This is a genomic window from Azospirillum soli (assembly GCF_017876165.1).
GTDB lineage: Bacteria > Pseudomonadota > Alphaproteobacteria > Azospirillales > Azospirillaceae > Azospirillum > Azospirillum soli.
Window position 1 is genome coordinate 295,215 of sequence record NZ_JAGINQ010000001.1, and the last position, 26,078, is coordinate 321,292.

The 26,078-nt window shown below is 67.3% G+C and carries 17 protein-coding genes; 4 read left to right on the forward strand and 13 right to left on the reverse strand.

From position 1 onward, the window contains the following. Positions 1-7: 7 nt before the first annotated feature. Both J2852_RS01445 and J2852_RS01450 read right to left on the reverse strand, forming a co-directional pair. Positions 8-496: an A24 family peptidase gene (locus J2852_RS01445; protein WP_209869803.1), complete on the reverse strand. Its 489-nt coding sequence runs from the start codon at positions 494-496 to the stop codon at positions 8-10. Between the two features lie 163 nt (positions 497-659). Then, positions 660-866: a Flp family type IVb pilin gene (locus tag J2852_RS01450; RefSeq protein ID WP_209869806.1), complete on the reverse strand. Its 207-nt coding sequence runs from the start codon at positions 864-866 to the stop codon at positions 660-662. 483 nt (positions 867-1,349) lie between these two features. On the opposite strand from J2852_RS01450, the gene J2852_RS01455 reads away from it, so the two are divergent. After that, the gene (locus J2852_RS01455; RefSeq protein ID WP_209869809.1) at positions 1,350-1,790 is read left to right on the forward strand and encodes a pilus assembly protein TadG-related protein; all 441 of its coding nucleotides are present in this window, start codon (positions 1,350-1,352) and stop codon (positions 1,788-1,790) included. Between the two features lie 439 nt (positions 1,791-2,229). Here J2852_RS01455 and J2852_RS01460 read toward each other — a convergent pair whose 3' ends face one another. Further along, positions 2,230-3,969 (reverse strand): putative bifunctional diguanylate cyclase/phosphodiesterase, encoded by a 1,740-nt coding sequence (locus J2852_RS01460; protein WP_209869812.1) that lies wholly within the window; start codon positions 3,967-3,969, stop codon positions 2,230-2,232. Positions 3,970-4,215: 246 nt separating this feature from the next. Between J2852_RS01460 and J2852_RS01465 the strand changes: the two genes are divergently transcribed. Beyond that, the gene (locus J2852_RS01465) at positions 4,216-4,680 is read left to right on the forward strand and encodes a hypothetical protein (RefSeq protein WP_343206654.1); all 465 of its coding nucleotides are present in this window, start codon (positions 4,216-4,218) and stop codon (positions 4,678-4,680) included. A gap of 171 nt (positions 4,681-4,851) precedes the next feature. On the opposite strand, the gene bfr is transcribed toward J2852_RS01465, so the two are convergent. The 7 genes from bfr to J2852_RS01500 all read right to left on the reverse strand — a co-directional run bounded on the left by bfr (position 4,852) and on the right by J2852_RS01500 (position 17,847). Further along, a complete protein-coding gene (bfr, locus tag J2852_RS01470) occupies positions 4,852-5,328 on the reverse strand; it encodes a bacterioferritin (RefSeq protein ID WP_209869815.1) in 477 nt (158 codons plus the stop codon). 135 nt (positions 5,329-5,463) lie between these two features. After that, entirely contained in the window at positions 5,464-7,650 is a 2,187-nt protein-coding gene (malQ, locus tag J2852_RS01475; RefSeq protein ID WP_209869818.1) for a 4-alpha-glucanotransferase, read from the reverse strand. Positions 7,651-7,836: 186 nt separating this feature from the next. Further along, a complete protein-coding gene (locus J2852_RS01480) occupies positions 7,837-8,859 on the reverse strand; it encodes a response regulator (protein ID WP_209869821.1) in 1,023 nt (340 codons plus the stop codon). Positions 8,860-8,932: 73 nt separating this feature from the next. Further along, positions 8,933-11,086, reverse strand: a complete 2,154-nt coding sequence (gene glgX, locus J2852_RS01485; protein WP_209869824.1) for a glycogen debranching protein GlgX — start codon at positions 11,084-11,086, stop codon at positions 8,933-8,935. 560 nt (positions 11,087-11,646) lie between these two features. Beyond that, positions 11,647-13,893: a 1,4-alpha-glucan branching protein GlgB gene (gene glgB / locus J2852_RS01490; RefSeq protein ID WP_209869827.1), complete on the reverse strand. Its 2,247-nt coding sequence runs from the start codon at positions 13,891-13,893 to the stop codon at positions 11,647-11,649. 223 nt (positions 13,894-14,116) lie between these two features. After that, the gene (gene treS / locus J2852_RS01495; RefSeq protein ID WP_209869830.1) at positions 14,117-17,416 is read right to left on the reverse strand and encodes a maltose alpha-D-glucosyltransferase; all 3,300 of its coding nucleotides are present in this window, start codon (positions 17,414-17,416) and stop codon (positions 14,117-14,119) included. A 134-nt stretch (positions 17,417-17,550) separates the two neighbouring features. Continuing rightward, positions 17,551-17,847, reverse strand: a complete 297-nt coding sequence (locus tag J2852_RS01500; RefSeq protein WP_209869832.1) for a hypothetical protein — start codon at positions 17,845-17,847, stop codon at positions 17,551-17,553. Between the two features lie 168 nt (positions 17,848-18,015). Here J2852_RS01500 and J2852_RS01505 point away from each other — a divergent pair, with 168 nt between their 5' ends. Beyond that, positions 18,016-18,954: a glycosyltransferase family protein gene (locus J2852_RS01505; protein ID WP_209869835.1), complete on the forward strand. Its 939-nt coding sequence runs from the start codon at positions 18,016-18,018 to the stop codon at positions 18,952-18,954. A 46-nt stretch (positions 18,955-19,000) separates the two neighbouring features. Here the strand turns inward: J2852_RS01505 and J2852_RS01510 are convergent, their stop codons facing one another. Both J2852_RS01510 and J2852_RS01515 read right to left on the reverse strand, forming a co-directional pair. Continuing rightward, positions 19,001-19,720, reverse strand: coding sequence for a hypothetical protein (locus J2852_RS01510; RefSeq protein WP_209869837.1), 720 nt, complete (start codon positions 19,718-19,720; stop codon positions 19,001-19,003). A 227-nt stretch (positions 19,721-19,947) separates the two neighbouring features. Then, complete coding sequence (locus J2852_RS01515; RefSeq protein WP_209869840.1) at positions 19,948-23,295, reverse strand: maltotransferase domain-containing protein; 3,348 nt, start codon at positions 23,293-23,295, stop codon at positions 19,948-19,950. A gap of 146 nt (positions 23,296-23,441) precedes the next feature. Here J2852_RS01515 and J2852_RS01520 point away from each other — a divergent pair, with 146 nt between their 5' ends. Continuing rightward, positions 23,442-24,275 carry a polyphosphate kinase 2 family protein gene (locus J2852_RS01520; RefSeq protein ID WP_209869843.1) on the forward strand — a complete coding sequence of 278 codons (834 nt, stop codon included), beginning with the start codon at positions 23,442-23,444 and terminating at the stop codon, positions 24,273-24,275. Here the strand turns inward: J2852_RS01520 and J2852_RS01525 are convergent. Beyond that, complete coding sequence (locus J2852_RS01525) at positions 24,260-26,056, reverse strand: chloride channel protein (RefSeq protein ID WP_343206655.1); 1,797 nt, start codon at positions 26,054-26,056, stop codon at positions 24,260-24,262. The genes J2852_RS01520 and J2852_RS01525 overlap by 16 nt on opposite strands. Positions 26,057-26,078: the final 22 nt, after the last annotated feature.

The window sequence follows — 26,078 nt, forward strand, 5'->3', positions numbered from 1 at the left end:
CTCTTCCTTACGCGCCGAACCCGAGCAACAGCAGCGTCCACAGGCCGCCGGCGGCGATGGCGATGCCATAGGGCAGCCGCGCCTGCATCGCGGTGGCCGCCGCCTCTCCGGACGGTGCCGGAGCGGCACGGCGCGCCAGACGGCGGGCCAGCAGCATGCCCACCCCCAGAAGACCGCCGGCCAGCGCGGTGATCAGCAGCAGGTCGGCCGCATGATTGGGACCCGCCCACAGCGTTGCGGCGGCCATAAGCTTCACGTCGCCGCCGCCCATAAGGCCGCCATAGAAAAGGCCGGCGCCGACCGCGAAGGCGGCCGAGCCGGCCAGGACGTGACCAAGCACCGGAATGTCGGACGGAGAGAAAATCGCAAAAGCCGCGAAGAGGCCGACCAGCAGAAGACTGGTGGCGTTCGGAATAAGATAGCGCCGAGCGTCGGAAACAGCCGCCCAGACGAAAACAGCCGCTGACGCGGCAAGAAGAAAGGTCGTGGGTGTCATAGGCAAATCCCCCACATCGTCACCAAGCGCAGAACGGGGGATGGCGTCCTGATGAGGCCGCCGGGTCCGCCCAGGCGGGAGGCCGTTTGCCACCCGCCCGGACGTCGACCCAATGCGCTTTCGGCCTTGTGCGTTTTAAGCGTGGGCTAAAGCCCGGCCTTGGTCAGTCAGCGCCGCCCGTGCCGCCGCCCGTACCGGTGCTGTTGGCCTTCGTCAGCTGCTCGACGATCGTTCCGCCGATTTTGGTGATCTGGTCACCGGCGCCGGCAAAGCCGCCGATGATGAACACGGCCACCAGCGCGCAGAGGATCGCGTATTCGATGGCGGTGGCGCCGGACTCGTTCTTGGTCAGCGAGCGGATGGTGCGCATGGGACTCTCCACTGGGTCGGTCATTTGTTTGGAAAGAGCAGGAGATTTGCTCGTTCGCGGTAAGCCCATTTAGCGCGCCAGAAGTTAACGACAAATTAACGCGCAACATTCACCAGAGAAAAACTTTCAAGCGGCATAGTAATGCCATTTTAGCCGTCTTTTTGGCCCCTTTTTGTCTCAGGTTTTGCGAATGAGACTTTTATACATTCATTTAAGTTTACTGCGGAAATCGCAGAGGTATGCAAGCAGTACGCATCCTGTTTGCGTGCAAAATGTTTCGAAATCCGATCTATTCCGCCTGCATTTCGACGGTACATTCCCGGCAAACCAGAAGAACTATGCAAGAAAATATCGCCGCTTAGTCTTCGATCTTCCGTCTTATCTTACCATCAGAAAGTTACCCGGCAAGATGTTAATCTCTTTTTAAGCAATCAAGGGCAGACTTTTGGCATATTCTCTTTCATCACTATTTGGAGGCTGGCAATGGTGATGGTGTACCACCCCCACCCGTTCGGGCATCACGAGGAACGGCGGGCGAGCCGCAAGGCTCTGCTGGCGCTGGCGTTCGCGCTGGGCCTGCCGCTGGTCGTGGGGGTCGGCTACACGGTGGACACGGTGCGCGGCTACGCGGTGCAGGCGCGGCTGTCGCAGGCGGTGGACGCGGCGGCGCTGGCCGGCGGCCGCGTGATGTTCGACAACCAGCGCGACGGCCACATCCGCACCTTCTTCGCCACGGCCTTCCCCAGCGGCTTCCTGGGCTCCCGTACCGATCCACTGGCGATTTCCGACGATCCGCGCGCCGGCACGCTGACGGTCAGTGGGCGCGCCACGGTGAGGGGGGTGTTCCTGCGCCTGCTGGGCGGCGGCGACCTGACGGTGGAAGCGCAGTCGGTGGTCCGCCGCGCCACCCGCAAGGGGGCCTGAGGCCGGCGCCCGATCAACTCGGCAAGCCTATTGCTCATCCTTCTGTGAATGTCCGTCCTCTATCAAGCACGTCTCCCGATCGTCATGCCCGCGCGCACGGCTGTCTGAGGAACGGGACCAAGGCTTTGATGCGGATGATTTGCTTTGCGTAGGTCTCCGAAAACAGCACTGCTTTTCACGGAGCTTGCCAGTCTCCAACTCGTCATTCCCGCGAAGGCGGGAATCCAGTCCGTTTAAGCGCTTATCCGTCAAACTCCTGGATCCCCGCCTACGCGGGGATGACGAGAGGGAGAGGCGTGGACTTCGAGCGGCAATGTTTCATCGCACAGCCATGCGCCCGCGCGAGGAGGTGCCGGCTTCGCCGTGGATGCCTGCGTCAAGCCCGGCCATTACGTTGGAAAGGCGTTGTCATCCAACGGAAGTCTTCTGTAGCGATCCTTCAGTCGGCGGCGAGCGAGCGCGCCTCCGCCCAGGGGCGGTCGAGGCTTGGACGGCCGAAGCGGTAACCCTGGAGCAGGCAGACGCGCTCGCGCCGCAGGATGTCGGCCTGCCAGTCGTCCTCGACACATTCGGCCACGGTGGTCAGGCCGAAGCCCTTGGCCAGCCCGATCAGCGTGCGGATGAACAGCAGGGCGTCCGGCCCCTCTTTCAGTTCGCGCACGAAGGAGCCGTCGATCTTCACGATGTCCACCGGCAGAGCCTTCAAATGACGGTAGGACAGGTAGCCGGCACCGAAGTCGTCCAGCGCCGTCCGGCAGCCGAGCGTCCGCACGGCGGTGAGGAAGGCGGCGGTTTCCTCCAGATCCTCGATGGCGGCGGTCTCGGTGATTTCGACGATCAGGCGCCGGGCAAGGTCCGGCCGGCCGCCGATCCGGCCTTCCAGGGCGGACAGCCAAGTGCGGTCGGCGGTGGTGGTGGCCGAGAGGTTGAGGGCCAGCACCACGTCGTCGCTGTCCTCCAGCTCCCGCACGGCGAGGCCCAGCGTGTGGTGGTCGAGCCGCCGGGCCATGCCCAGCCGTTCCACCGCCGGCATGAAGGCCCCGGCGGCAAGCGGCAGGCCGTCCGCGCCGACCATCCGCAGCAGGCATTCGTAGAAGGCCACCCGGCCCACCCCGTCCGAGGCGCCGTCCGAGGCGCCGTCCGAGGCGCCGTCCGCCCTGATCACCGGCTGGAAGGCAAAGCGCAAGGCCCCGCTTTGCAGCGCCGCCTTGACCGTCTGCCCGACGGACAGCGCGTTGCGCAACTCGCTCTGCTGGGCGCTGGTCGCGTGGTGCGGCCAGAAGCAGTCGCGGCCCTGGCGCTTGGCCTCCTGAAGGGCGGTTTCGGCGCGGGTCATCACCTCGTCCACGCCGCAATCGTCGAAACCGGCGGACAGACCGCCGACCGACACCGTGACGTGGACCGGCCCGGCGGGAGTCGCCACCGGAGTCGCCCGCACGGCGCGCAGCAACTTCTCGGCCACATGGGCCATGCTCTCTTCCGGGCAGTGGGGCAGCACGACGCCGAAGATGTCGCCGCCGACGCGCCCCACGGCATCGCCCGGCCGCAGCACCAGCTGAAGCCGCCGCGCGACCTCCAGCACCACGGCGTCGGCGACGGCGTGGCCCATGGCGTCGTTGACCAGCCCCAGCTTGTCGATGCCGACCGCCAGATAGATGGCGAAGCGGTTGAAGGTGTCCGCGTCGCCGGTGGCGCGGAGCAGCGTCTCGCGCAGGCGGTGGCGGTTGACCAGCCCGGTCAGCGGGTCGAAATGGGCCTGGTGTTCGAGTTCGACCTCGTAGGCCTTGCGGCGGTCGATCAGGCGCAGGACCCCGCGCAGGCGTAGCGGCATGCCGTCGTCGCCCCGCTCCACCCGGCCACGGTCATGGACCCAATGCACCCCGCCGTCGGCCAGACGCAGCCGGTAGTCGCAATCGTAGGTGGCTCCGGTCTCGATATGCTGCGACAGGGCGAGGCGCCGCCGCGCGCGGTCCTCCGCCTCGATCCGGGCGCGCAGAACCTCGCCATCGGCAAGGTCCGGGCCCAGCAGAACCGCCGCGCCGCCAGCCCAGGCGATGGTGTCGTCCGCGAAATCCCAGGCGTAGGCCACGTCGCCGGAGGCGTCCATGGCGGCGGCCATCACCCGGATGTCGGTCGCTGTGCTCTGATCCGGGGGGATCGCGTCGGTCGGTCGCGTCATGCTCTTGGGCTCTCCGCCGATGGGGTGCGCCGTACGGCACAATTTTTCGGCCTTTTCGGGATCCCGACGCTACCCCGCCCTGGTTTAAACAGTATTAAGGATAAACCTTAGGCATTCCAATGAGCGGCCGGATGAGCCCGCCCCACTCTATAGCATTTATCCGACATTTTAAGTTTTCGAGAACCGTTTCCCTGGTAAGCTGTATCGTCGTAACATCCGCAACCCGCAACCGGCCGACATCCGCCAGTGTCCAGCATCCCCGCCCTCCCCTCGCCCATGAGCCTGCAAAGCCCGTCCGGGCTCGGCAAGCTGCGGCAGATGCTGGCCAGCGAAGCCATTGCCGTGCAGCCGATCCGCCGCATTCCCGGCGAGCAGGAGCGCAAGCGGTTCGACGGCGTCGAGGCGACCGACGACGCGCTGAAGGGCAGCAAACGGGCGGAACTGGACGAGACGAGCGAGCGCCGCGCGCGACGCTCCGAGTCGTCCGGGGGCTTTTCGCTCAAGGACAAGGAGCAGGACGGGCCGGTCACGCCGGGCCCCGTCCCGATGACCGCGACGCCAAGCGCCCCCTTCATCGCGCAGAGCATCCACCAGGACGCGATGGGCGCCGGCCTGCACATCGAACCCTGGCCGGCGGCCATCCAGGCCTATCGCCGCGCCGATGCCGGTCCCGACAGCGGCGCGGCCATGGTGAGCCGGGTCAGCGTGTAAGCGGCCTTATACCAAATCCCGGTGATCGGAACCGATCACCGGGCCTCAATCGCCGGCGCGAGCGTCCGCTCGCTTGGCTCCGCGGGCATGTGCCCGCGCGGCGGCAGTCGCCGCCGATACCAACTCCCAATGAGTTGGCCTCATTGGGAGTTGGTATTAAACAACGACCGTTCAGTCGTCCCCGTAGATCTGCTCCTGCTGGTAGGCGGTCAGGCCGACGCGCTGGATCAGGTCGAGCTGGGTTTCCAGCCAGTCGATATGCTCCTCGGTGTCGTGCAGAATGTCTTCGAAGATCTCGCGGCTCTCATAGTCGCGAACCGCTTCGCATTCGGCGATGGCGTCGAGCAGATTGCCGCGGTTGTGGCTCTCGATGCCGAGGTCGGCGGTGAACATCTCCGGCAGGTCCTCGCCGATCTTCAGCTTGTGCAGGTCCTGAAGATTGGGCAGCCCTTCCAGGAACAGGATGCGCTCGATGAGCTTGTCGGCGTGCTTCATCTCGCCGATCGACTCCTCGTAGACCTTGTGCGCGATCCGCTTCAGCCCCCAGCTTTTCAGCATGCGGGCGTGCAGGAAATACTGATTAACCGCCGTCAGCTCATTCGTCAGAATCGTGTTGAGATGACGAATGATCTTCGGATCGCCCTTCATTGTTCCCCTCCGTCTTCGGCGCCCTTACGGGCGGGCGCAAGACACCCTTCCCGTGGTCGGTGACCGGAAGTCTAAGCAAGAACACCCGGCCGGAAAACCGCTTTTACTGAGTAGATATTGCGTTTTTCGTGGCCATTACCGCTCGGTGCGAACGGCGGCGGCCAGCGCGCGAACGCCTTCGTCGCCAGCCATCGCCTCCAGGGACAGGCCCAGGCGGCGGCGCCAGTTCGGGTGCTGGTCCACCGTGCCGGGCAGGTTCGGCTGCTCGACCTCGCCCAGCGCGTCTTCGATCTGCACCATGGCGATGCGCCCCGGCGAGCGGGCGAGGTAGCGGTGCACCGCCTCCGCCAGTTCGCGCGAGAAGGGCTGGGACCCCTCGTCGGTCGGGTAGCTGGCGGGCTTCAGACCTTGCGCGGACAGAGCCTGAAGCAACCGCCAGCGGTCCACGCCGCGATCCCAGGCATCCTTGTCCAGCGCCCCCTGGTCCGGATAGAGGTCGAGGCGTCGGCGCCAATCCAGGTCGTTGCCGGTCCAGAAGCCTTTGAAGGTGGCGAGGTCGTGGGTGGTCACCGTGACCATGGACTCCACGGGATAGTCCTGCGGGGCCTTGAAGCCGCCGTCCGGCCCGCGCTCGAAATACAGCACGCGGTAGCTGAGGATGCCGGCGCGCTCCATGGCCGGGCGGAAGCCCTCCGGCACGGTGCCCAGATCCTCGCCGATGACGATGCAGCGGTTGCGACGGCTTTCCAGGGCGATGATGCGCAGCAACTCGTGCATCGGGTATTCGACATAGGCGCCGTCGCTGCCGTCCTCCGGGATCCAGAACAGGTGCTGCAACGCCATGACGTGGTCGATGCGCAGCGCGCCGGCGTGGCGCATGTTGGCGCGCAGCATGGCGACGAAGCTGGCGTAGGCGCTCTCGCGCAGGCCGACCGGCGACAGCGGGGAGAGGCCCCAGTTCTGGCCCTTCATGTTGAACTGGTCCGGCGGCGCGCCGACGTTGGCACCCTGCACCAGAATGCCCGAATCCGCCCAGGCCGCCGCCCCGCCGGGATGCGCCGCCACGGCGAGGTCGCGGTAGAAGCCGATGGAGAGCCCGGCCTTGCGACCGCGCTCCGCCGCCGCGCCCAGCTGGCGGTCGGCCTCCCACTGAAGGTATTCGAAGAAGTCCACGCGGGCGGCGTTTTCGGCGACGAAGGCCTGGACCTCCGGGCTGTTCGGGTCGTGGAAGGCCGGCGGCCAGTTGCGCCACATCCACAGGCCCGGATCCCGGCGGTAGAAATGCTCGTGCAGCGCCTCGAAGGTCGCGTGGCGGCGCAGCCCCTCCCCCATCTCGCGGCGGAACGCCTCGAAGGCCTGGCGGCGCGCGTCGGATTCGGGGAGCGCGCGGAAGGTGGCGTGCAGCGCCTCCAGCACTGGCAGCTTCAGCGCCGACACCGCCGGATAGTCCACCAGTTCGGCCGCGCGGGCGGTGGACAGGCGGTTGCGGTAGTCGTCCGAGGCGATCAGCGCCTGCGCGTCCGGCGTGCCGGCCAGTTCGGACACCCGCTCCACGTCGATGTAGAGGATGTTGAGGAAACTGCGGCTGGACGGCGAATAGGGGCCGATGTGGTTGGGGTCGGCCGGGAACAGCGCGTGCAGCGGGTTCAGCCCGACCAGCCCGGCGCCGAGCCCGCCGGCGATCTCCGCGAAGCGGCCGAGGTCGTCGAAATCGCCGATGCCCCAGTCGTCGCCGCTCTTCAGCGCATAGAGTTGCAGGCCGATGCCCCAGGTCCTGCCGCCGGGAACCGCCTCCTCCACCGTCAGGCAGCGCTCGGGCGCCACGATCAGGGTGGTGGAGCCTTCCAGCGAACCGCCGACACCGCGCGGGCGGATCTCCACCGACAAGCGGTGATAGCCGAGCGGCAGGGTGGCCGGCAGCGCGGTGGCGACCGTGCGCCGCTCGTAGGCCACCCCGTCCAGCACCGCCGTCTCGGCGAGCGGTAACTTGCCCAGCGTCAGGGACGCCCGGTGGGCGGCACCCGATTCCTCGGCCAGGGTCCAATACAGGTCGGCGTCCTCCAGCCCGGCCGGGACGGCGATGGACAGGGTCAGCGGCGCGCCTTCGTCCAGCACGACCACGGGCGGCAGCATGCGCCGCCACGCCCGCTCCTCCACCGCACGCAGGCTGGCTTCGACCTCCGCGTCGCTGCCGCTGGGCAGGCCCATGGCGGCGATCAGCGCCCGCTTGGTCGCGTCCGAGGTGTCCCGCCGGTTGCCCCAGATGTCATGATAGAAGGGCTCGATGCCGACCAATTCGGCAAGCCGGTCGAGAGCGCTCATGCACGGTCCCCGCGGGTGGTTCGGTGTTGGCGGACGGGAATCGCCCGGCCGGGAAGATCGCGCGTCGGCGCTCTCCCGTCCAGTCCCGAACATTCGAAACTTTCGTTCAGGGTGGAGCACCGGGCACGCTGACAACAGCGCGGGCGGGCGGTTGATCCGGCGTCTTCGGTATAATGAAGGGGGTGGCTACTCCGCCGCGGCTGCCTTCGGCGCTTCCGCCCCTTCCGCCGCAGCGGCCGCAGCCGCTTTGGCTTGGGCCATCTGCTCCAGGCGGGCGCGGTAGCCGGCGACGGCGACGGACACCTCGCCGGTCATTGAGTCCAGGGGACGGTTGGGATCGACCGCCTGCATCAGATCGCGGGCGAGGCCCTGGACGCGCTCCACCTCCTCGACGGCGATGGTGCCGGATTCGGCTTGGGAGCGCAGGCGCTCGACCAGCATTTTCAGGGAATTCGCGGTGGCCTCGATGGCCGCCGGTTCGCCGCTGTCGGCAATGCGGCGCTGCAGATCGTCAAGGAAGCCGGGGACGCGGGCCAGATGCTCCACCGCCATGCGCTCCGGCACCGGGGCGGACAGTCCGGGGACGGCGAATTCGATCAGGAAGGCGATCTGGATGCTGGCGCGCAGCAGCTTCTGCTCGTTCACGAAGCTGTTGGCCTCGGCCATCAGCTGGCGGGTGTTGGTGTGCGCCCAGCGGTTAGTCGCCTTCAGGCGCAGCGTGTTCGGCGCGTCCAGCAGCGGCACCTGGGTGCCGTCGCGCGGCGACTTGCGGCGGTCGGGGCCGGTGTAGTCGGCGGTCACCACGAACTTCTTGCGCGCCTCGATCAGGGTGGTGATGCGGTCCTGCACCTGCTTGGGCGAGACCGGCTTCACCAGCAGGTCGTCGGCGCCGCAGTTGGTGACGCGCATCAGCAGCACCGGCGTCGGCTGCCACGTCGTCACGACCAGACAGGCGTAGGGATTGCGCGTGCCGGGCTCGTTGCGCAGCGTGCGGACGAGCTTCAGCGTCTCCGCCTCCTCCCCGTCGGCGTCCACCAGGATCAGGTCGGGGGTGGTGCTGTTCATCATGTCGGCCGCCTGCTTGACCGACCCGTAGGTCTCCACCCGCTTCAGGCCCAGGCGCGACAGCACGTCGCGGAAGACGCGCAGCGTGTTGTGCTGGGTGTCGATGATCGCGGCGTCGACCAGGGAGAAGTCATATTCGGGCATGATCACTTCCGAAGGGCGGGCTGCTCCGGAGGCGACCTTAGCACAAGCGGCGGGCGCCGCTCACCGACAACCGTCAACGCTCGGGCGATTCCACGAGCACAAAGACCAGCGCCGTGCGCCCGTCCACCGGGATGGACCGCCCGGCAAGCTGCATGCGCTCGTCCCCCGCCCCGTCCGGCACGCGGGTGTCCAACACGCAACGCCAGCCGCGCGCGTCCGGCGCCACGTCGGGCAGCGTGACGTTCACCGTGTCGGTGTGGGCGTTCAGCACGATCAGCAGAACGCCGTCGTCCTGGGGCGCGCCGTCCGCCCCGGTGTAGGATCCCGCGTGCCCGTTCAGCAGCAGGGCGATGCAGCGCGCGTGGGTGTTGCGCCAGTGCTCGGCCGCCTTCTCCACGCCCTGCGGGGTGAACCACACGATGTCCTTCAGCCCGTTGGCCGAGGTTTGGCGACCGTGCAGGAAGACCGGGCGGCGCAGCACCGGATGCGCCTTGCGCAGCGCGATCAGCCGCTTGACGAAGGCCAGCAGGTCGTGGCCGTCGCCCTGCCGCTTCGTCCAGTCCAGCCAGGAAACCTCGTTGTCCTGGCAATAGGCGTTGTTGTTGCCCTTCTGGCTGTGGCCGATCTCGTCGCCGGCCAGCATCATCGGCGTGCCCTGCGACAGGAACAGGGTCGCCAGCTGGTTGCGCCGCTGCCGGGCGCGCAACGCCTTGACGGCGGGATCGCTCGTCTCCCCCTCCACCCCGTGGTTCCAGGAGTGGTTGGCGGAATGGCCGTCGCGGTTGTCCTCGCCGTTCGCCTGATTGTGCTTGTCGTTGTAGGAGACGACGTCGTTCAGCGTGAAGCCGTCGTGGGCGGTCACGAAGTTCACCGACGACCATGCCCGCCGCCCGCGCTTCTCGAACAGATCGCTGGAGCCGGCGATGCGCCCGGCCAGTTCCGGCAGCATGCCCTCGTCGCCGCGCCAGTAGCGGCGCACGGTGTCGCGGTAGCGATCGTTCCATTCCGCCCAGCCCGGCGGGAAGTTGCCGACCTGATAGCCGCCGGGGCCGACGTCCCATGGCTCCGCGATCAGCTTCACGTCGGCCAGTGCCGGGTCCTGCCGCACCGCGTCGAGGAAGCCCGAACCGGGGTCGAAGCCGTAGCTCTCCCGCGCCAGCACGGTGGCGAGGTCGAAGCGGAACCCGTCCACATGCATCTCCGTCACCCAATAGCGCAGACTGTCCATGACCATCTGCAGGACGCGCGGGTGGCTGAGGTTCAGCGTGTTTCCGGTGCCGGTGTCGTTGATGTAGAAGCGCGGGTTGTCGGGCAGCAGCCGGTAGTAGCTGAGGTTGTCGATGCCCTTGAAGGACAGGGTGGGGCCGAGGTGGTTGCCCTCGCCCGTGTGGTTGTAGACCACGTCCAGGATGACCTCGATCCCCGCCTCGTGCAGGCGGGCGACCATGGTCTTGAACTCCGACAGGACGCCGGTGGTCATATAGCGCGGCTCGGGCGCGAAGAAGCCGATGGTGTTGTAGCCCCAGTAGTTGCGCAGGCCATGCGCCGCCAGATGCCGCTCGTCCACGAAGGATTGCACGGGCAGCAGTTCGACCGACGTGATGCCCAGCGCCTTCAGGTAATCGATCACCGCGTGGGTGGACATGCCGGCGAAGGTGCCGCGCAGGGGGGCCGGCACCTCCGGATGGCGCATGGTGAAGCCGCGCACATGCGTCTCATAGATCACCGTGTCCGACCAGGGAACCAGCGGGTGCCGGTCATTGCCCCAGGTGAAGGCCCGGTCCACCACCCGGCATTTCGGCATGCCGCGCGCGTTGTCGCGCCGGTCGAAGGACAGATCCTCGCGCGTCGAGCCGACGCGGTAGCCGTAATGGGCGTCCGACCACTTGAACGGCCCGAACAGCGCCTTGGCGTAGGGATCAAGCAGCAGCTTGTTGGGGTTGAAGCGGTGCCCCGCCGCCGGGTCGTAGGGGCCGTGGACGCGGTAGCCGTACAGGAGGCCCGGCCGGGCGTCGGGCAGATAGCCGTGCCACACCTCGTCGGTGTGTTCGGGCAGGACGATTCGCTCGATCTCCCGCTGGCCGGTCTTGTCGAACAGGCACAGTTCCACCTTCTCCGCGTGGGCGGAGAACAGGGCGAAGTTGACGCCGAACCCGTCCCAGTTGGCGCCCAGCGGATAGGGCTTTCCGGGCCAGACGGCCGTGCGCGGGGCGGCGAAGGTGGGCATCAGGGGAGACTCCCCACAGGCACGCTCATCGGACGGGATGGCGAAAGGGACGGAACGGGCACGGCACGCGGGATAACCGCAGCGACCGTGCGCCTGCTGCAATAAAGGAGAGGCACGCGTGGCACGTCAAGCGCGGCAGCGCCCAAGGCGATCACGCCAAAGCATCTCATCGCGGCAGGGAGTCGCGGGGTGGATGTTCCCGGTCGCGGGCATGGCTGTCCGGGGAACGGGGCTAAGTTCTGGAAGTGGTTGGATTGTTTTTGCGCTGATCTCTGCAAACAGCGTCCGTCCTTCGCGGAGCCCGCCATCCCTCAATTCGTCATTCCCGCGAAGGCGGGAATCCAGGGCACACAGGCACTTCCGTGCGAAGTTATCTGGATCCCCGCCTGCGCGGGGATGACGGCGAGAGAGGGTGGTTGCAGCACGGATACGCCTTAATCTGCTTACGTAAGCACCTATGCGCCCGCACGGGGACGACGGCCGTCTCATCGACGGAGCGCGATTTCCCCATGCGATCATCCCGGATGCTGCCTCTCACGCGGTTGACTTGGCGGGTGGCCCTATCCTTTCCGCTCCAGCACCACCACGCCCAGCGGCGGCAGCGTCAGGTTCAGGGAGTGCGGGCGGCCGTGCCAGGAGATCTCCTCCGACACCACCCCGCCGCCGTTGCCGACTCCACTGCCGCCGTATTCGCCGGCGTCGGTGTTCAGCACCTCCGCGTAGTGGCCCGGCAGCGACACGCCGACGCGGTAGTCATGACGCGGGAGCGGCGTAAAGTTGCAGACCACGACGACGTGGTGATCCGGGTCGTCCTTTTCCTTGCGCAGGAAGGCCAGGACGGAGTTGTCGCTGTCGTTGGCCTCGATCCACTCGAAACCGGCCGGGTCGCAGTCGGTCTGGTGCAGCGGCTTCAGCGAACGGTACATGCGGTTCAGGTCGCGGACGAGGGTGTGGAGGCCCTTGTGCAGCGGCTCTTCCAGCAGGTGCCAGTCGAGGCTGCGGTCCTCGCTCCATTCGCGCCACTGGGCGAACTCGCCGCCCATGAACAGCAGCTTCTTGCCGGGATGCGCGAACATGAAGCCGTAGTAGGCGCGCAGGTTGGCGAACTTCTGCCAGTCGTCGCCCGGCATCTTGTTGATGAGCGATCCCTTGCCGTGCACCACCTCGTCATGGCTCAGCGGCAGCACGAAGTTTTCCGAGAACTGGTAGAGCAGCCCGAAGGTCAGGTGGTGGTGGTGGTAGCGGCGGTGGATCGGGTCCTTCGACATGTACTGGAGCGTGTCGTGCATCCAGCCCATGTTCCATTTGTAGCCGAAGCCCAGGCCGCCGAGATACACGGGCCGCGACACCGCCGGCCACGCGGTGGACTCCTCCGCCACCGTCATGATGCCCTGGTGGTGCCCGTAGGTCAGCTCGTTCATGCGCTTCAGGAAGGCGATGGACTCCAGGTTCTCGCGCCCGCCGAACTGGTTGGGAATCCACTCCCCCGCCTTGCGGCTGTAGTCGAGATAGAGCATGGAGGCCACGGCGTCCACGCGCAGCCCATCCAGCCGGTACTGGTCCATCCAGAACAGCGCGTTGCCGAGCAGGAAGTTCTGCACCTCCGTCCGGCCGAAATTGTAGATCAGCGTGTTCCAGTCCTGGTGATAGCCCTGGCGCGGGTCGGCGTGCTCGTACAGGTGCGTGCCGTCGAACCAGCCGAGCCCGTGCGGGTCGGTCGGGAAATGCCCCGGCACCCAGTCCAGCAGCACGCCGATGCCGGCCTTGTGGCAGGCGTCCACGAACTGCTTGAACTCGTCCGGCGTGCCGTGGCGGCTGGTCGGCGCGTACAGCCCGATCGGCTGGTAGCCCCAGGAGCCGTCGAAGGGATGCTCGGTGATCGGCAGCATCTCGATGTGGGTGAAGCCCAGTTCCTTGACGTAGGGGACCAGCCGCTCGGCCAGCTCGCCGTAGGTCAGATAGCGGTTGCCCTCCTCCGGCACCCGCGCCCAGGAGCCCAAGTGGACCTCGTAGATCGAGATGGGCGCGGTCAGGTCGGCGCAGTTGGCGCGCGTCCGCACCCAGTCCTGGTCCTGCCACTCGTACTTGGTCAGGCCGTGCACGACGGAGGCGGTGAGCGGACGCATCTCCGCCATGAAGGCGTAGGGGTCGGACTTCAGCGGCAGCAGGTCGCCGCCGGCGCCCTTGATTTCGTACTTGTAGCGCTCGCCGATCTTGGCGTGGGGGACGAAGATCTCCCACACGCCGGCCTCGACGCGCTTGCGCATCGGCAGGCGGCGGCCGTCCCAGTCGCAGAAGTCGCCGACGACGCTGACCCGCCGGGCGTTCGGCGCCCAGACGGCGAAGGCCACGCCCGGCACCCCGTCGATCTCGCGCGGGTGGGCGCCAAGGCGCTCATAGCTCTTGAGGTGCGTGCCCTCGGCCAGCAGGTGGATGTCCAGTTCGCCCAGCACGTTGCCGAACCGGTAGGCGTCCTCGAACTCCAGGGTCGTCAGCGGGTATTCGACGCGCAGGCGGTAGCGGAAGCGCTGCTTGCGGTCGCGCAGGGTGGCGACGAAGAAGCCCTCATCATGGACCTGCTCGGCCTCGCCCGCCGGTTCACCGGTGGCGCTGTCGACCACCCAGACGCGCCGCGCGCCGGGGATGAAGACGCGGACCTCGACCGGCGCGTCCGGCCCGTCCTGGTGCATGCCCAGGATCGCGAAGGGGTCGCCGTGGTCGGCGCGGACGATCGCCTCGATCCCGCCGCGCAGCGACGACGACCTCTGCTCCTCGGCCTTGATCCCCTTGCGGATGTCGTTCGGCATCGGCTGACCTTTCCCCTGCCCACTTCTCATTTTAGGCGTGAACATACCGCCATGGCGTTTGTCACACCATGGGGGTGCGGACATATGTCCCTACCGTTTCAAAGCCCTCTCCCCTTGTGGGAGAGGGAGTGGGGTGAGGGGTAAACGCTGGCACAGCGAATTCTCTCCGGCCTGACGGCCGCCCCCTCATCCCAACCCTTCTCCCACACAGGGGAGAAGGGCTTTAGAGCGCCTCGTCCAGAAGGCCCAGCACGCCCTTGACGGGAATGCCGATCCAGTTCGGGCGGTGGGCCGCCTCGTAATGGATCTCGTAAAGAGCCTTTTCCATCAGGAACAGGGACAGCAGGCGGCGGCCGGCGGCCTCGTCCTGGGGCACGCTGGGGCAGTCGCCGATGGCGGCATGGTAGGCGTCGAGGAAGCTCTGCACGCTGCGGCGCTCCCAATCGCGGGCGGCCTCCAGCACGGCCGGAGAGGCCGGCTCGCCCGTCTCGTCCAGGCGGAACAGCGCCGCCCAGGCCGCGTAGTTGAAGGAGCGCAGCATTCCCGCCACGTCGCGCAGGGGGCTGTGCTTGGCGCGGCGTTCCTCCAGCGTCTTGGCCGGCTCACCTTCGAAGTCGATGATGTACCAGTCGTTCTGCGCGCGCAGCACCTGCCCCAGGTGATAGTCGCCGTGGATGCGCGTCTTCATCGCCGCCACCGGAAGGTCGGCGAGTTCGGACAGCCGCTCCATCACCTCGGCGCGGCGGGCGAGAAGCCCTTCGGCCTGTTCGCGCACCGCCGGAGCCATGCGGTCGAGCGCGCCGGGCAGGCATTCGAAGGCGGCCTCGGCCTGACGACGGACGGAGGCGACCCAACCCTTCAGGTCGTCGTCCGTCACCGGCTCCGGATCGAAGGCCGGGTCGCCGGTGGTCTGGGCGAGGGCGCGGTGCAGTTCCGCCGTGCGCTGCCCCAGCGTCGCCATCATGGCGAGATGGATGCCGAAGGTCTCCCCGCTCGCCGTTTCCTCGGCGGTGCTGGCGAGGCCAAGGCGGATGTCCTCCAGCTCGCGCAGCAGTGAATCGACGGTGCTGGACCAGCCGTCGCCCTGGTTGCGGATGAAGGTCTGCACCACGGCCAGCGCGGTCGGCGTGCCGTCCTCGGCGATGTGCTCCACCATTCCCAGCAGCGGCGGCGTGTTGGGGAAGGCGACCACCTCGGTCAGGAAGCGGCCCACCTCCAGCTCCGGATGAGCGCCGGAGGTCAGGCGGCGGAACACCTTCAGGACAACCTGCGAATCGACGAGGACGGAGTTGTTGCTCTGCTCGACGCCCAGGCGGCGGACCTCCGGTTCCTCCGACAGGGTCAGCTCGGACATGCGTGCGGTGGGCGCGAAGCGCAGGGTGCCGTGGGAGGCCTGAAGCTCCCGCCCGGCACGCAGCGCGTCCAGAAGGCCGAGCGCGAAGGCGTCGGTCTGCACGGCGTCGAAGATCGCGCCGGTGCGCGGCCCGCGCCGCGCCTTGGCCAGCGTGTAGGGCAGCATCGGCCAGCCGGCGCCGCCGGCGTTCTCCTCCCAGCTCATCGCCAGGGGCAGGAAGTAGGACTGCGTCCCGCCGCCGGCCAGCTGCACGTCGGTGACGACCAGCATGAAGCCGTCGCCCGGCCCCTTCATCTGCGCCCACAGCGGGACATGCGCGCTGTCGATGCGGCGGTCCTTGGCGGCGAACCAGCGCTGGTTGGGCAGGAAGGCCTGCAGGATGTCGCGCGCCAGTTCCGCCTGCGCGCGGCCGGTGATCAGGCTGTGCCAGCCGTCGCGCACCACCACGGTCAGCAGGTCGGGCACCGGCTCCGGCGTCGTCTCGTGCCAGGCCGGCAGCTCGGCCTCGGCGGCCAGCGCGAACCAGTAGAAGCCGTAGGCCGGCAGGGTCAGCAGATAGGGCAGATCGCCGATGGGCGGGAAGACGGTGCGGCCCAGCATCTCCACCGGCACGCGGCCGCGGAACTGCTTCAGGTCCAGTTCCACCGCCTGGGCCGAGCGCGACAGGTTCGCCACGCACATGATGATCTCGGCCCGGCCGTCCTCTTCGAAACAGCGCAGATAGGCCAGGATCTTGCGGTTGCCGGGATAGAGCAGGTGGAAGGCGCCGCGCCCAAAGGCCTTCTGCTGCTTGCGCACGGCGATCAGGCGCTTCATCCAGTTCAGCAGCGACGACGGGTTGCGCGCCTGCGCCTCCACGTTCACCGCCTGGAAGCCGTAGATCGGGTCCTGGATCGCCGGCAGGTAGAGCCGCGCCGGGTCGGCGCGGGAGAAGCCGCCGTTGCGGTCGGGTGACCACTGCATGGGCGTGCGCACGCCGTCGCGGTCGCCCAGGTAGATGTTGTCGCCCATCCCGATTTCGTCGCCGTAGTAGAGCACCGGCGTGCCCGGCATCGACATCAGCAGGCTGTTCAGCAGCTCGATCTTGCGGCGGTCGTTCTGCAGCAACGGGGCGAGGCGTCGCCGGATGCCCAGGTTGATGCGCATCCGCCGGTCGGTCGCGTAGAAGTCCCAGAGATAGTCCCGCTCCTTGTCGGTGACCATCTCCAGCGTCAGCTCGTCATGGTTGCGCAGGAAGATGGCCCACTGGCAGGGGTCGGGGATGTCCGGGGTCTGCCGCATGATGTCGGCGATGGGGTGCCGGTCCTCCATGGCGACGGCCATGTAGATGCGCGGCATGAGCGGGAAGTGGAAGGCCATGTGGCATTCGTCCCCGCCCTTCTCCAGGTCGCCGAAATAGGGCAGCACGTCCTCCGGCCATTGGTTGGCCTCGGCCAGCAGCATGCGGTCGGCGTAGCCCTTGTCGATCTCCGCGCGGATCTGCTTCAGGACGTCGTGCGTTTCCGGCAGGTTCTCGTTGTTGGTGCCCTCGCGCTCCTTCAGGTAGGGCACGGCGTCGAGCCGCAGCCCGTCCACCCCCATGTCCAGCCAGAAGCGCATGACGTTCAGCACCTCCTGAAGGACCTTCGGGTTGTCGAAGTTCAGGTCGGGCTGGTGCGAGTAGAAGCGGTGCCAGAAATACGCCTGCGCCTCCGGATCCCAGGTCCAGTTGGACTTTTCCGTGTCGCAGAAGATGATGCGCGTGCCCTGGTATTTCTGATCGGTATCCGACCAGACGTAATAGTTGCGGTGGTTCGATCCGGGCTTGGCCAGCCGCGCCCGCTGGAACCAGGGGTGCTGGTCGGAGGTGTGGTTGATGACCAGCTCCGTGATCACTCGCAGGCCCCGGTCGTGGCATTCGCGCAGGAAGCGTTTGAAGTCCTGCACGTTGCCGTAGGACGGATTGACCGCCTTGTAGTCGGCGATGTCGTATCCGTCGTCGCGCAAGGGCGAGGGATAGAAGGGCAACAGCCACAGCGTGGTGACGCCCAGCTCCTGAATGTAGTCGAGCTTCTGCGTCAGCCCGGCGATGTCGCCGATGCCATCGTTGTCGGCGTCGAAGAACGCCTTGACGTGGAGCTGGTAGATGACCGCGTCCTTGTACCAGAGCCGGTCCTGCCGATCGATCATGGGGCTTTGCGCTTTCGCGACGGTGATGGTGGGTCGCATCGGACAACAACGAACAGCCAGCGAAGTTGCATAGCGAAGCGTACCATCCACACCTTCGAAGGAAGAATCCCTTTCGGCAGAGGCCCGGCGCTCCGCTACCCCACCTTCGCCCGCCGGAAGACTCGCGGCCTCGGCGCGTAGCGGCCCCGCTGCCGGTTCGCCAGGGTCAGCGCCTCATGCGCGATGCGGCGGCGGTAGTCGCGGTCCACGCGCGAAAACATGGCGAATGCGGTCTTGATCGCCTCGTTCGACGGGTTGGCCGCCGCCTCGCGCAACGCGTTGCGCAGCATGCGCAGTTCCAGCACACCCTGCACGCAGACGAGATCGACCGCCTCGGCCAGGATCTCGATCGAGCACAGCGACGCCTCGTCGTCGAGCCGGTACTTCAACATGCACCTGAAGGTCGAACCAAAACGAAAGGTGGTACCTGTTTATCGCCGATTTGGGACAAAAACCAGCCTTTCGGCAGAGGCGGTCGCGGTCTCCTTGACTTTCGATATGTGCCCCGTCCAGGTTCGAGGGCAAACCCTTCCGATCAGGCTGCCGGAGCGCAAGAACCCATGGCCCCGCTTGGCTCCTTCATCATCGTCACCGGCGGGGATTCCCGCTACTGCCCGCTGATCCGGGAGTTGATCGCCTCGCTGCGCGCCCTAAAACCCGCCTCCCTGAATGCCGCTGGAGAATGCCCGGTCGGTGTGGTGGACGCCGGCCTGACCGACGAGCAGAAGGCAGAACTGAAGGCGGACGGCGTGAAGGTCGTCACCCCGCCCTGGCCGGTGGACATTCCGGCGCACCGGCTGCGCAACCGCATCCACCTGAAGGCCAACCTCGCCAAGCTGCACCTGCCGACCTACTTCCCGGGCTACGACACGGTGATCTGGATCGACGCCGACGCCTGGGTGCAGGACTGGGAAGCCATCGAGCTGCTGCGCCGGGGTGCGGCGACCGGCCGTTTCGCCATCGTCGCCCAGTTCGGCCGCTTCGCCGAGACGGAGCTGCGCCTCAACTGGCTGTTCGGGCCGTTCGCGCGAGTGCGCTCCATCCTCTACAAGAATGCCAGCCGCGCCGGCCTGACGACGGCGGAATGCCGCGCGCTGGCCACCCGGCCGACGCTGAACGCGGGCGCCTACGCGCTGAAATCCGACGCCCCACATTGGGAGGCGTTCCAGCGCTGGCAGGCGCGGGTGCTGAAGAAGGGCCGGCTGTTCACCTCCGACCAGCTGGCGATGGCCGGCGCGGTCTATCTGGACGGGCTGCCCATCGAGCTGCTGCCGGAATGGTGCAACTACATCGGCCCCTGGCGCTTCGATCCGGAAACGAACGAACTGGTCGAATACTATCTGCCGAACCGCCGCCTGGGCATCGTGCACATGGCCGGCGAGGACGCCATGCGCGCCGACCCGACCGTGCGCCGACCCGTGCTGGACATGAACGACCGCGAGCACATGCTGAGCCTGCGCTATCCGGCCTGGGCGCGGCAGGCGGAGAAGGTCGGCTGACGCTCGGCGCTGGGGTGCTGTGGGTGCGGCTCCCCAACCGCGCGCATCAGTTGTTCGGAACGACGATCTTCTTGGCTTCGTAAGGTCTAACGTCACCGCCGGCGCCGCCGCGATGAATTTGGGCTGCCCGCTTCACGGGGAAACCGACGTCGGGCGCATACCAGTACCAGACATCCCGTTCGAAGCCGCCGCTGGCCTGGTTCCAGCGAATGACGAAAGTATCGAAGACGCCGGCACGGATCTGAATCCGCTCGGTCCGCTCAACGGTGAAGGTGTTTTCCCACATGCATTTCTGGCAGTCGAGACCGCCGATGCTGGCGTAGGAGACGCTCTTGCCGACCTGCAACACCAGCTCTCCCAGGGCCTTGGCTCCTTCCTCCAGGTGCCGCTTGCTGGAGGCCCACTGTGCGCGCTCCGGAGCCGGCAGCAAGCCGTAGATGGTGTTGATTTCCCGGCTGCGAGCCTCGGCCTTGCAGAGCGCGCCTTCGGAGTCCTCGAAGCGAACCTCCCCTTGCGAGGTCGCGAAGATGGTCCCGTCCTTGGGGCAACGCAGGTGCGACGGCGGAAGCTGCGGCGCAGGCCCGACCACCGTGGCGGTGGCGGATGAACCGCCCGAGCCACTCGTCTGACAACCGGCGAGAATAAGGGAAACAACCGCAAGAACGCCGAAACCGCGCATGATGATCCTTGATGAAAAGGCGGAGAGTATTGGTTTTGTGGAAAGACGATCCAGAGAAACGCCCGCTGGCCTTTCCTGCGCGATCATCCCCGCACTTCGCCCGTCAAGGCGCGCGCACCCAATGGTTCGGGGCCTGACCTGCGGGGCTGGATAGTCTCATAGGAATTGGGGGGCAATGAAGAAGAAAAGTTGTTTTTTGCTCGTTTGCTTGCCCAATGGCTGCGCCGACGAGCAAGTTCCCTTCACACCATGAGATGGCGCCGGCTGCATGTGGATTCCCTCTCCCCCGGAGGGGAGAGGGAGAAAATGCCCGCTCACGCCCCCGGTGGCTTGATACGCCAGATGGCGGCGGGATTCTGCTGCGGGTCGAGCCAGACGTGCTGGAACTTGCCGATCCAGGTGAAGCGGTGGCCGCTGAACAGATCCTCCACCTGGACGTGGGCGCCGTCGGGCAAGCCAAGCTCCCACAGCGGAACCTCGATGGTGCCGCCGTGGCCGTTGTGCGGGTCGAGGTTCACGGCGATCAGGATGATGTTGTCCTTCGCCTCCGTCATCTTGCCGTAGAGCAGGATGTTGTCGTCGAAAGCGTTGTAGAAGCGCAGGTTCGTAAAGCGATGCAGCGCCGGGTTCTCGCGGCGGATTTCGTTCAGCTTGGTGATGTACTCGACGATGTTGCCGGGCTTGTTCCAGTCCCAGTGCCGGACCTCGTACTTTTCGGAGTGGTTGTACTCTTCCTTGCCGGGGTACGGGTCGGCCTCGCACACGAAGTAGGGGGTGTAGAGGCCGTAGGTGCTGGACAGCGTCGCCGCCAGCACCGCGCGCATCATGTGCGCGGGCCGCCCGCCGTGGACCAGGATCGGCGGCAGGATGTCCGGCGTGTTGGCGAAGAAGTTGGGCTGCATGTAGTCCTTGGACTCGCCCTGGGTCAGCTCCGTCAGGTACTCGGTCAACTCCGCCTTGGTGTTGCGCCAGGTAAAGTAGCTGTAGGACTGCGTGAAGCCGATCTTGGCGAGGCGGCGCATCAGCTTCGGCCGGGTGAAGGCCTCGGCCAGGAAAAGGGCGTCGGGGTAGCGGTCCTGCACCTCGCGGATCATCCATTCCCAGAAGGGGAAAGGCTTGGTGTGCGGGTTGTCGACGCGGAAAATGCGGACACCCTCGTCACACCAGAACAGGACGACATCGCGCAGCGCGTACCACAAATCCGGGTAGGATTCGCGGTAGAAGCTGACGTTGACGATGTCCTGGTACTTCTTCGGCGGGTTCTCGGCGTAGCGGATCGTGCCGTCCGGGCGCCAGTAGAACCACTGCGGATGCTCCTTGATCCACGGGTGGTCGGGGGAGCATTGCACGGCGAAGTCCAGCGCGATTTCGATGCCGTGGCGTTTGGCCTCCTTCACGAGGCGGCGGAATCCGTCGAAGTCGCCGATCATCGGGTCGATGTCGGTGTGCCCGCCCTCGTCGGCACCGATGGCGTAAGGCACGCCGGGATCGTCCGGGCCGGGGTTCAGCGTGTTGTTCCGGCCCTTGCGGAAGCTGCGGCCGATGGGGTGGATCGGCGGGAAGTACAGAACGTCGAAGCCCATGTCCCGGATGAAGGGCAGCATGTTCGACACATCGTCGAAGGTGCCCGGCCGCGACGGGTCGGGCGAGGCGGAGCGCGGGAAGATCTCGAACCACGCGGAATAGCGGGCGGCGGTGCGGTCCACATAGACCTCAAGCTCGCAGCCGTAGCGGGAGAGATACTGGCGCTCCCCGTACTTGTGCATGATCTGCCGTGGCTCGTCGGACAGGGCGTAGTCGGTCAGGTCCTTGCCCTGGAGGGTGTTCATCCGCTCGACCACGCGTTCCAGCGCGGCGCGGCCCTCGCCCTCGTTCATGCCCACGGCGTGTTCGACGAAGCGGCGGCCCTCGACCAGTTCGAGGCTGACGTCCAGGCCGGCGTCGAACTTCTTCTTGAAGTCGGCGCGCCAGCTTTCCCACACGTCGCGCCACGCCAGCACGGTGTAGACGTAGCGGGTGTTGCGGGTCAGCGGCACCTTGCCGACCCAGCGGTCGTTCTCGAAGAGGGTCATGGGGACTTCGCGCCACGCCTCCTCGTCCACCGGGCGGTAGGTGACGACGGCGGACAGGACGAAGGTGCCGTCGGTGTAGATGTCCGCCCACACGTCCATCAGGTCGCCGACCACCCGCTTGACCGGGAAGCGGCCGGAATCGATCTCCGGATAGACGTTCTCGATGGTCACGCGGCGGGCGGCCAATTCGTCCATCCAAGCGCGGGAGTCCTTGTCGTGCTGCGGCCCCTGCTCGCCTAAGTGGTTCAGCTCGATGGGCCGGCGCTGCTGCTGGCGGGCGCGGAAGACGCGCAGCTCCAGCGGGCGCAGGCGGATGGTCTGGCCGGGGTCGAAGGGCAGCGGTTCGGCCTCCGGCGTCACGTCCTCGAAGTCGCTGAAGGTGCCGCCGGTCTCCGCCAGCAGCGGGCCGGGGTCGATGGGGTGCGGCTGGCCCTCGTCGGGATTGATGACCATCACGGCGCAGCCCTCCCCCGCCCCGTTGGCCCAGCCATCGGTGCTGCGGATCAGGCCAACGACCGGGTTGTGGGGCGAGGTGACGCGGCGCTGCGGCCCCTCGACGTTCAGGGCCGGCGTCTCCGCCTTCATGGCGTTGACCTTGCCGATGAAGCCGGTGAGGTCGAGCTTCGGCTGCTCCCAGTCCTCGGGCGTGGTGTTGACCACGTCGAGCTTGCGGGTGAAGCCGTATTCGAAGCCGACCGGCATCATGACGCCGGTCGAGAAGCTGGCCGTGAACAGGTAGTGCATCTTCAGGTGCCGGGCCAGACGCTCGGTGTCCTGGCTGCCGACCTCGGCCGCGAGACGGTCGGTGTCATGGCTTTCCGGAAAGGCGATGCTGGGGGCGATCCAGCGGTATTCCTCATACTGGTCCAGCAGCCAGTCGGCCTTGAAGTCCCACCATTTGGCGGAGTTGAACAGGAAGTCGAAGCCGGCACCGCACAGGTCGCGGACCTGCTCCACCGTGCAGCCCAGCGTCTCGGCGAAGAACTTGACCTCCGGATCGACCTCGCGGGAGCGGTCGATCAGCGTCTTCCAGATCTCCGCCGGGATCTGGTAGGCGGCGTCGCAGCGGAAGCCCTTCACGCCCAGCCCGATGCAGTGGCGCAGGTAATGGGTCCAATAGTCGATCAGTCCCGCCCGCGCCTCCGCCTTGTCGTAGTCGAGCATGGCGAGGTCGCCCCACACCGTGACCAGCGACGGGTCCACCGGGTCCACGGCGCGCGGGCTGTAAAGCTCCCCATTGCCGTCGCGCCGGTACCAGTCCGGATGCTCCCCGGCCAGCAGCGCGTCCTTGGAGGTGTGGTTGATGACGAGGTCCAGCATGACCGACTGGCCGTGCCGCCGCGCCTCGGCGATGAAGCCGCGCAGCAGCTCGTCCGGGTGCTCCGGCGCGCCGCCCTGAAGGCGGTCGTGCAGCCGGTAATAGTCCTTCACGGCGTAGAGGCTGCCGGAGAAGCCGGGGTAATGGATCGGGTTCAGGAACACCCAGTCGAACCCCATGCCCTGGATGCGCGGCAGGTGTCCGGCCCAGTCGCGCACCGGACCGATCAGGGTGGGAAACAGGTTGTAGATGCGCGGTCCGGCGGTGGCCATCGGGGCTCCTCATGGGTCGGCTGCGGCGCGCGACGCCTTGGCCGGTTGACAACCCAGGGGGCGCAACGGAGGCTCGGCGGGGCGCACGCGCTCAACCCCAGGACGGCGCGAAGGTTCCGCGACCGCAAAATTGTGGAAGGACCAGCATGGCCAACGGCAACGGCAAGATTCGCCTCGACAAGCTCGACATGAAGGCGGCGCACTTCGACAGCAAGGAGGAGTACGAGCGCCGACTCGGCAAGCTCCAGAAGGAGCTGCTGCGCATCCAGCAGACCTACTGGCACGAGAAGCGCCGGGCGATCATCGTGTTCGAAGGCTGGGACGCCGCCGGCAAGGGCGGCTGCATCCGCCGCCTGACCGAGCCGCTCGACCCGCGCGGCTTCCACGTCTGGCCGATCGGCGCCCCGTCGCGGGACGAGCAGGGCAAGCACTACCTCTATCGCTTCTGGACCCGCCTGCCCGCCCCCGGCTCCTTCGCCATCTTCGACCGTTCCTGGTACGGCCGGGTGCTGGTGGAGCGGGTCGAGGGCTTCGCGTCCAAGGACGAATGGAAGCGCGCCTACGATGAGATCAACCAGTTCGAGAAGATGCTGACCGACGACGGGGCGCGCATCATCAAGATCTTCATGCACATCTCGCCGGAGGAGCAGCTGGAACGCTTCCGCGAGCGGCTGTCCAACCCCTACAAGCGCTGGAAGCTGACCGAGGAAGACCTGCGCAACCGGGCCCGCTGGGACGACTACGTCAAGGCCATCGAGGGCATGTTCGACAAGACCTCCACCGAGAACGCCCCGTGGCAGGCGGTCGAGGCGAACTCCAAATGGTACGCCCGCCTGCGGGTGCTGGAGATCGTGACCGAGGCTTTGAAGAAGGACGTCAACGTGGCCCCGCCGCCGGTGGACATCTCCGTCGCCAAGATCGCCGCCGAGGTGCTGGGCATCCACATGCAGATGGAGACCGACGCTCAGTCGCCGCCGTAAAGGCCGCGCTCGCCCAGTTCTTCGCCACGGCGGCGTTCAAGCTCCTGGCTGTAGCGGCGCAGGGCGTAGGCTTCGGTGACGTAGCCGACGATGCGCCGGTCGCCGCGCGCGGTCAGGACGGGCAAAGCCTCCACCTCCGCGCCGCAGAAGCGGTTCAGCACGGTCCGCACGTCGTCGCCCGGCAGCAGGAAGCTGCCGGCGTGGCGGGCCAGTTCGCCCACCGGCCGGTCGGCACCGTCCTCGCCCTGCGTCGGGTCGTGGATCAGGTCCATGTCGATCAGCCCGCCGTAGTGGCCGTTGCCGTCCACCACATAGACCATCTTGGCGGAACCCAGGGGATAGAGCCGGCGCAGCGTCTCCACCGTCTGGGTGTTCAGGATCGTCTTGGCGTCGGCGCGCATCAGACGCAGCGCCGTCAGTTCCGAGACCCAGCCGATGTCGTAGGCACCCCGGATCGGCACGCCGCGCAGGTGGAAACGCCACGTGGCGAAGGAGTAGCCGAAGAACTGCCGGACGATGGTGGTGGAGACCGCCACGCCGATCAGCACGCCGGACGCCGCCCAGAAATCCTGCGTCGATTCCAGCACTAGCAGCACCATGGTCACCGGCGCCCCGATGATGCCGGCAGCCACCGCGCCCATGCCCACGAGGACCAGCAGATTCCGGTCCACCCCGAACTCCGGCAGCAGGCCGCCGGCAAGGGCCGAGAGCAGGCCGGCGAAGACGCCGCCCAGCAGCAGGGAGGCGCTGAACAGCCCGCCCCGGAAGCCGGAACCCAGCGACACGGCCGAGGCCGCGACCTTCGCCGCCAGCACGGTCGCCAGCAGCGCCGCACCGCCGGTGAGGGAGGCCGGCACGGTGTCGGGGCTGGCCGCCCCCATCACCTGCGGCACGACCAGCGCCAACAGGCCGACGCAGAGCCCGCCCAGCGCCGGATGCAGCCAGACCGGAACGGGCAGCGCGCGGAAGGCACGCTCGGCCACCGTGACCGCCTGCATGGCGGCGATGCTGAGCCAGCCGGCCAGGAAACCCAGGGCTCCGCAGGCGGCGTAGTCCCAGCCCTCGATCTGGACCGGGCGGTCGAACAGCAAGGGGATGCCGGGGTCGGCCAGCCAATTGGCCACCGCCACGGCGGCGACCGAGGCCGCGCCGATGGGGGCCAGCGTGGCGATGGTGTAGCCGCCCAGCACCAATTCGAAGGCGTAGAAGGCCCCGGCAAGAGGAGCGCCGTAGGCCGCCGCGATGGCCGCCGCCGCCCCGCAGCCGACCAGCGTGCGCAGATCCGCCCGGCGCAGCCGCAAATGCTGGCCGAGCGCCGAGGCGATGCTGGATCCGGCCTGGGTGTAGGCGGCCTCCATCCCCACCGAAGCGCCGGAGCCGTTGGACAGCATGGTGGCAAGCGTCAGGCGCAGACTGTCGATCAACGACATCTTGCCGCCGTAGAGCGCGTTCGCCTCGATGGGATCCACAATGTCGTTGGGGCGCCAGCGGCGGACCAGCTTGACCAGCAGACCGAGCACCAGCCCGCCGAGGACGGGAATCGCCAGCACGCGCCACCAGGGGTCGCCGACCACGGCTTGGCCGAGCTGCTCGCCTTCGGGCAGGGCGAAGGCGGTGGCCTGCGCCCAGACCACGACCTCGTGCAGCAGGGCCACGGCCAAGCCGACGCCCGACCCGATCACCCCCGACAGGAGCACGAGACCGAGCGGGCTGTCGCGCAGCATCCGCCGGGCCTGCGCCCCCGCAGGCCGCTCGGCGGCCGTGGCGCACGTGGGGTTCACGGCGCCTCTGATACCCGTCACA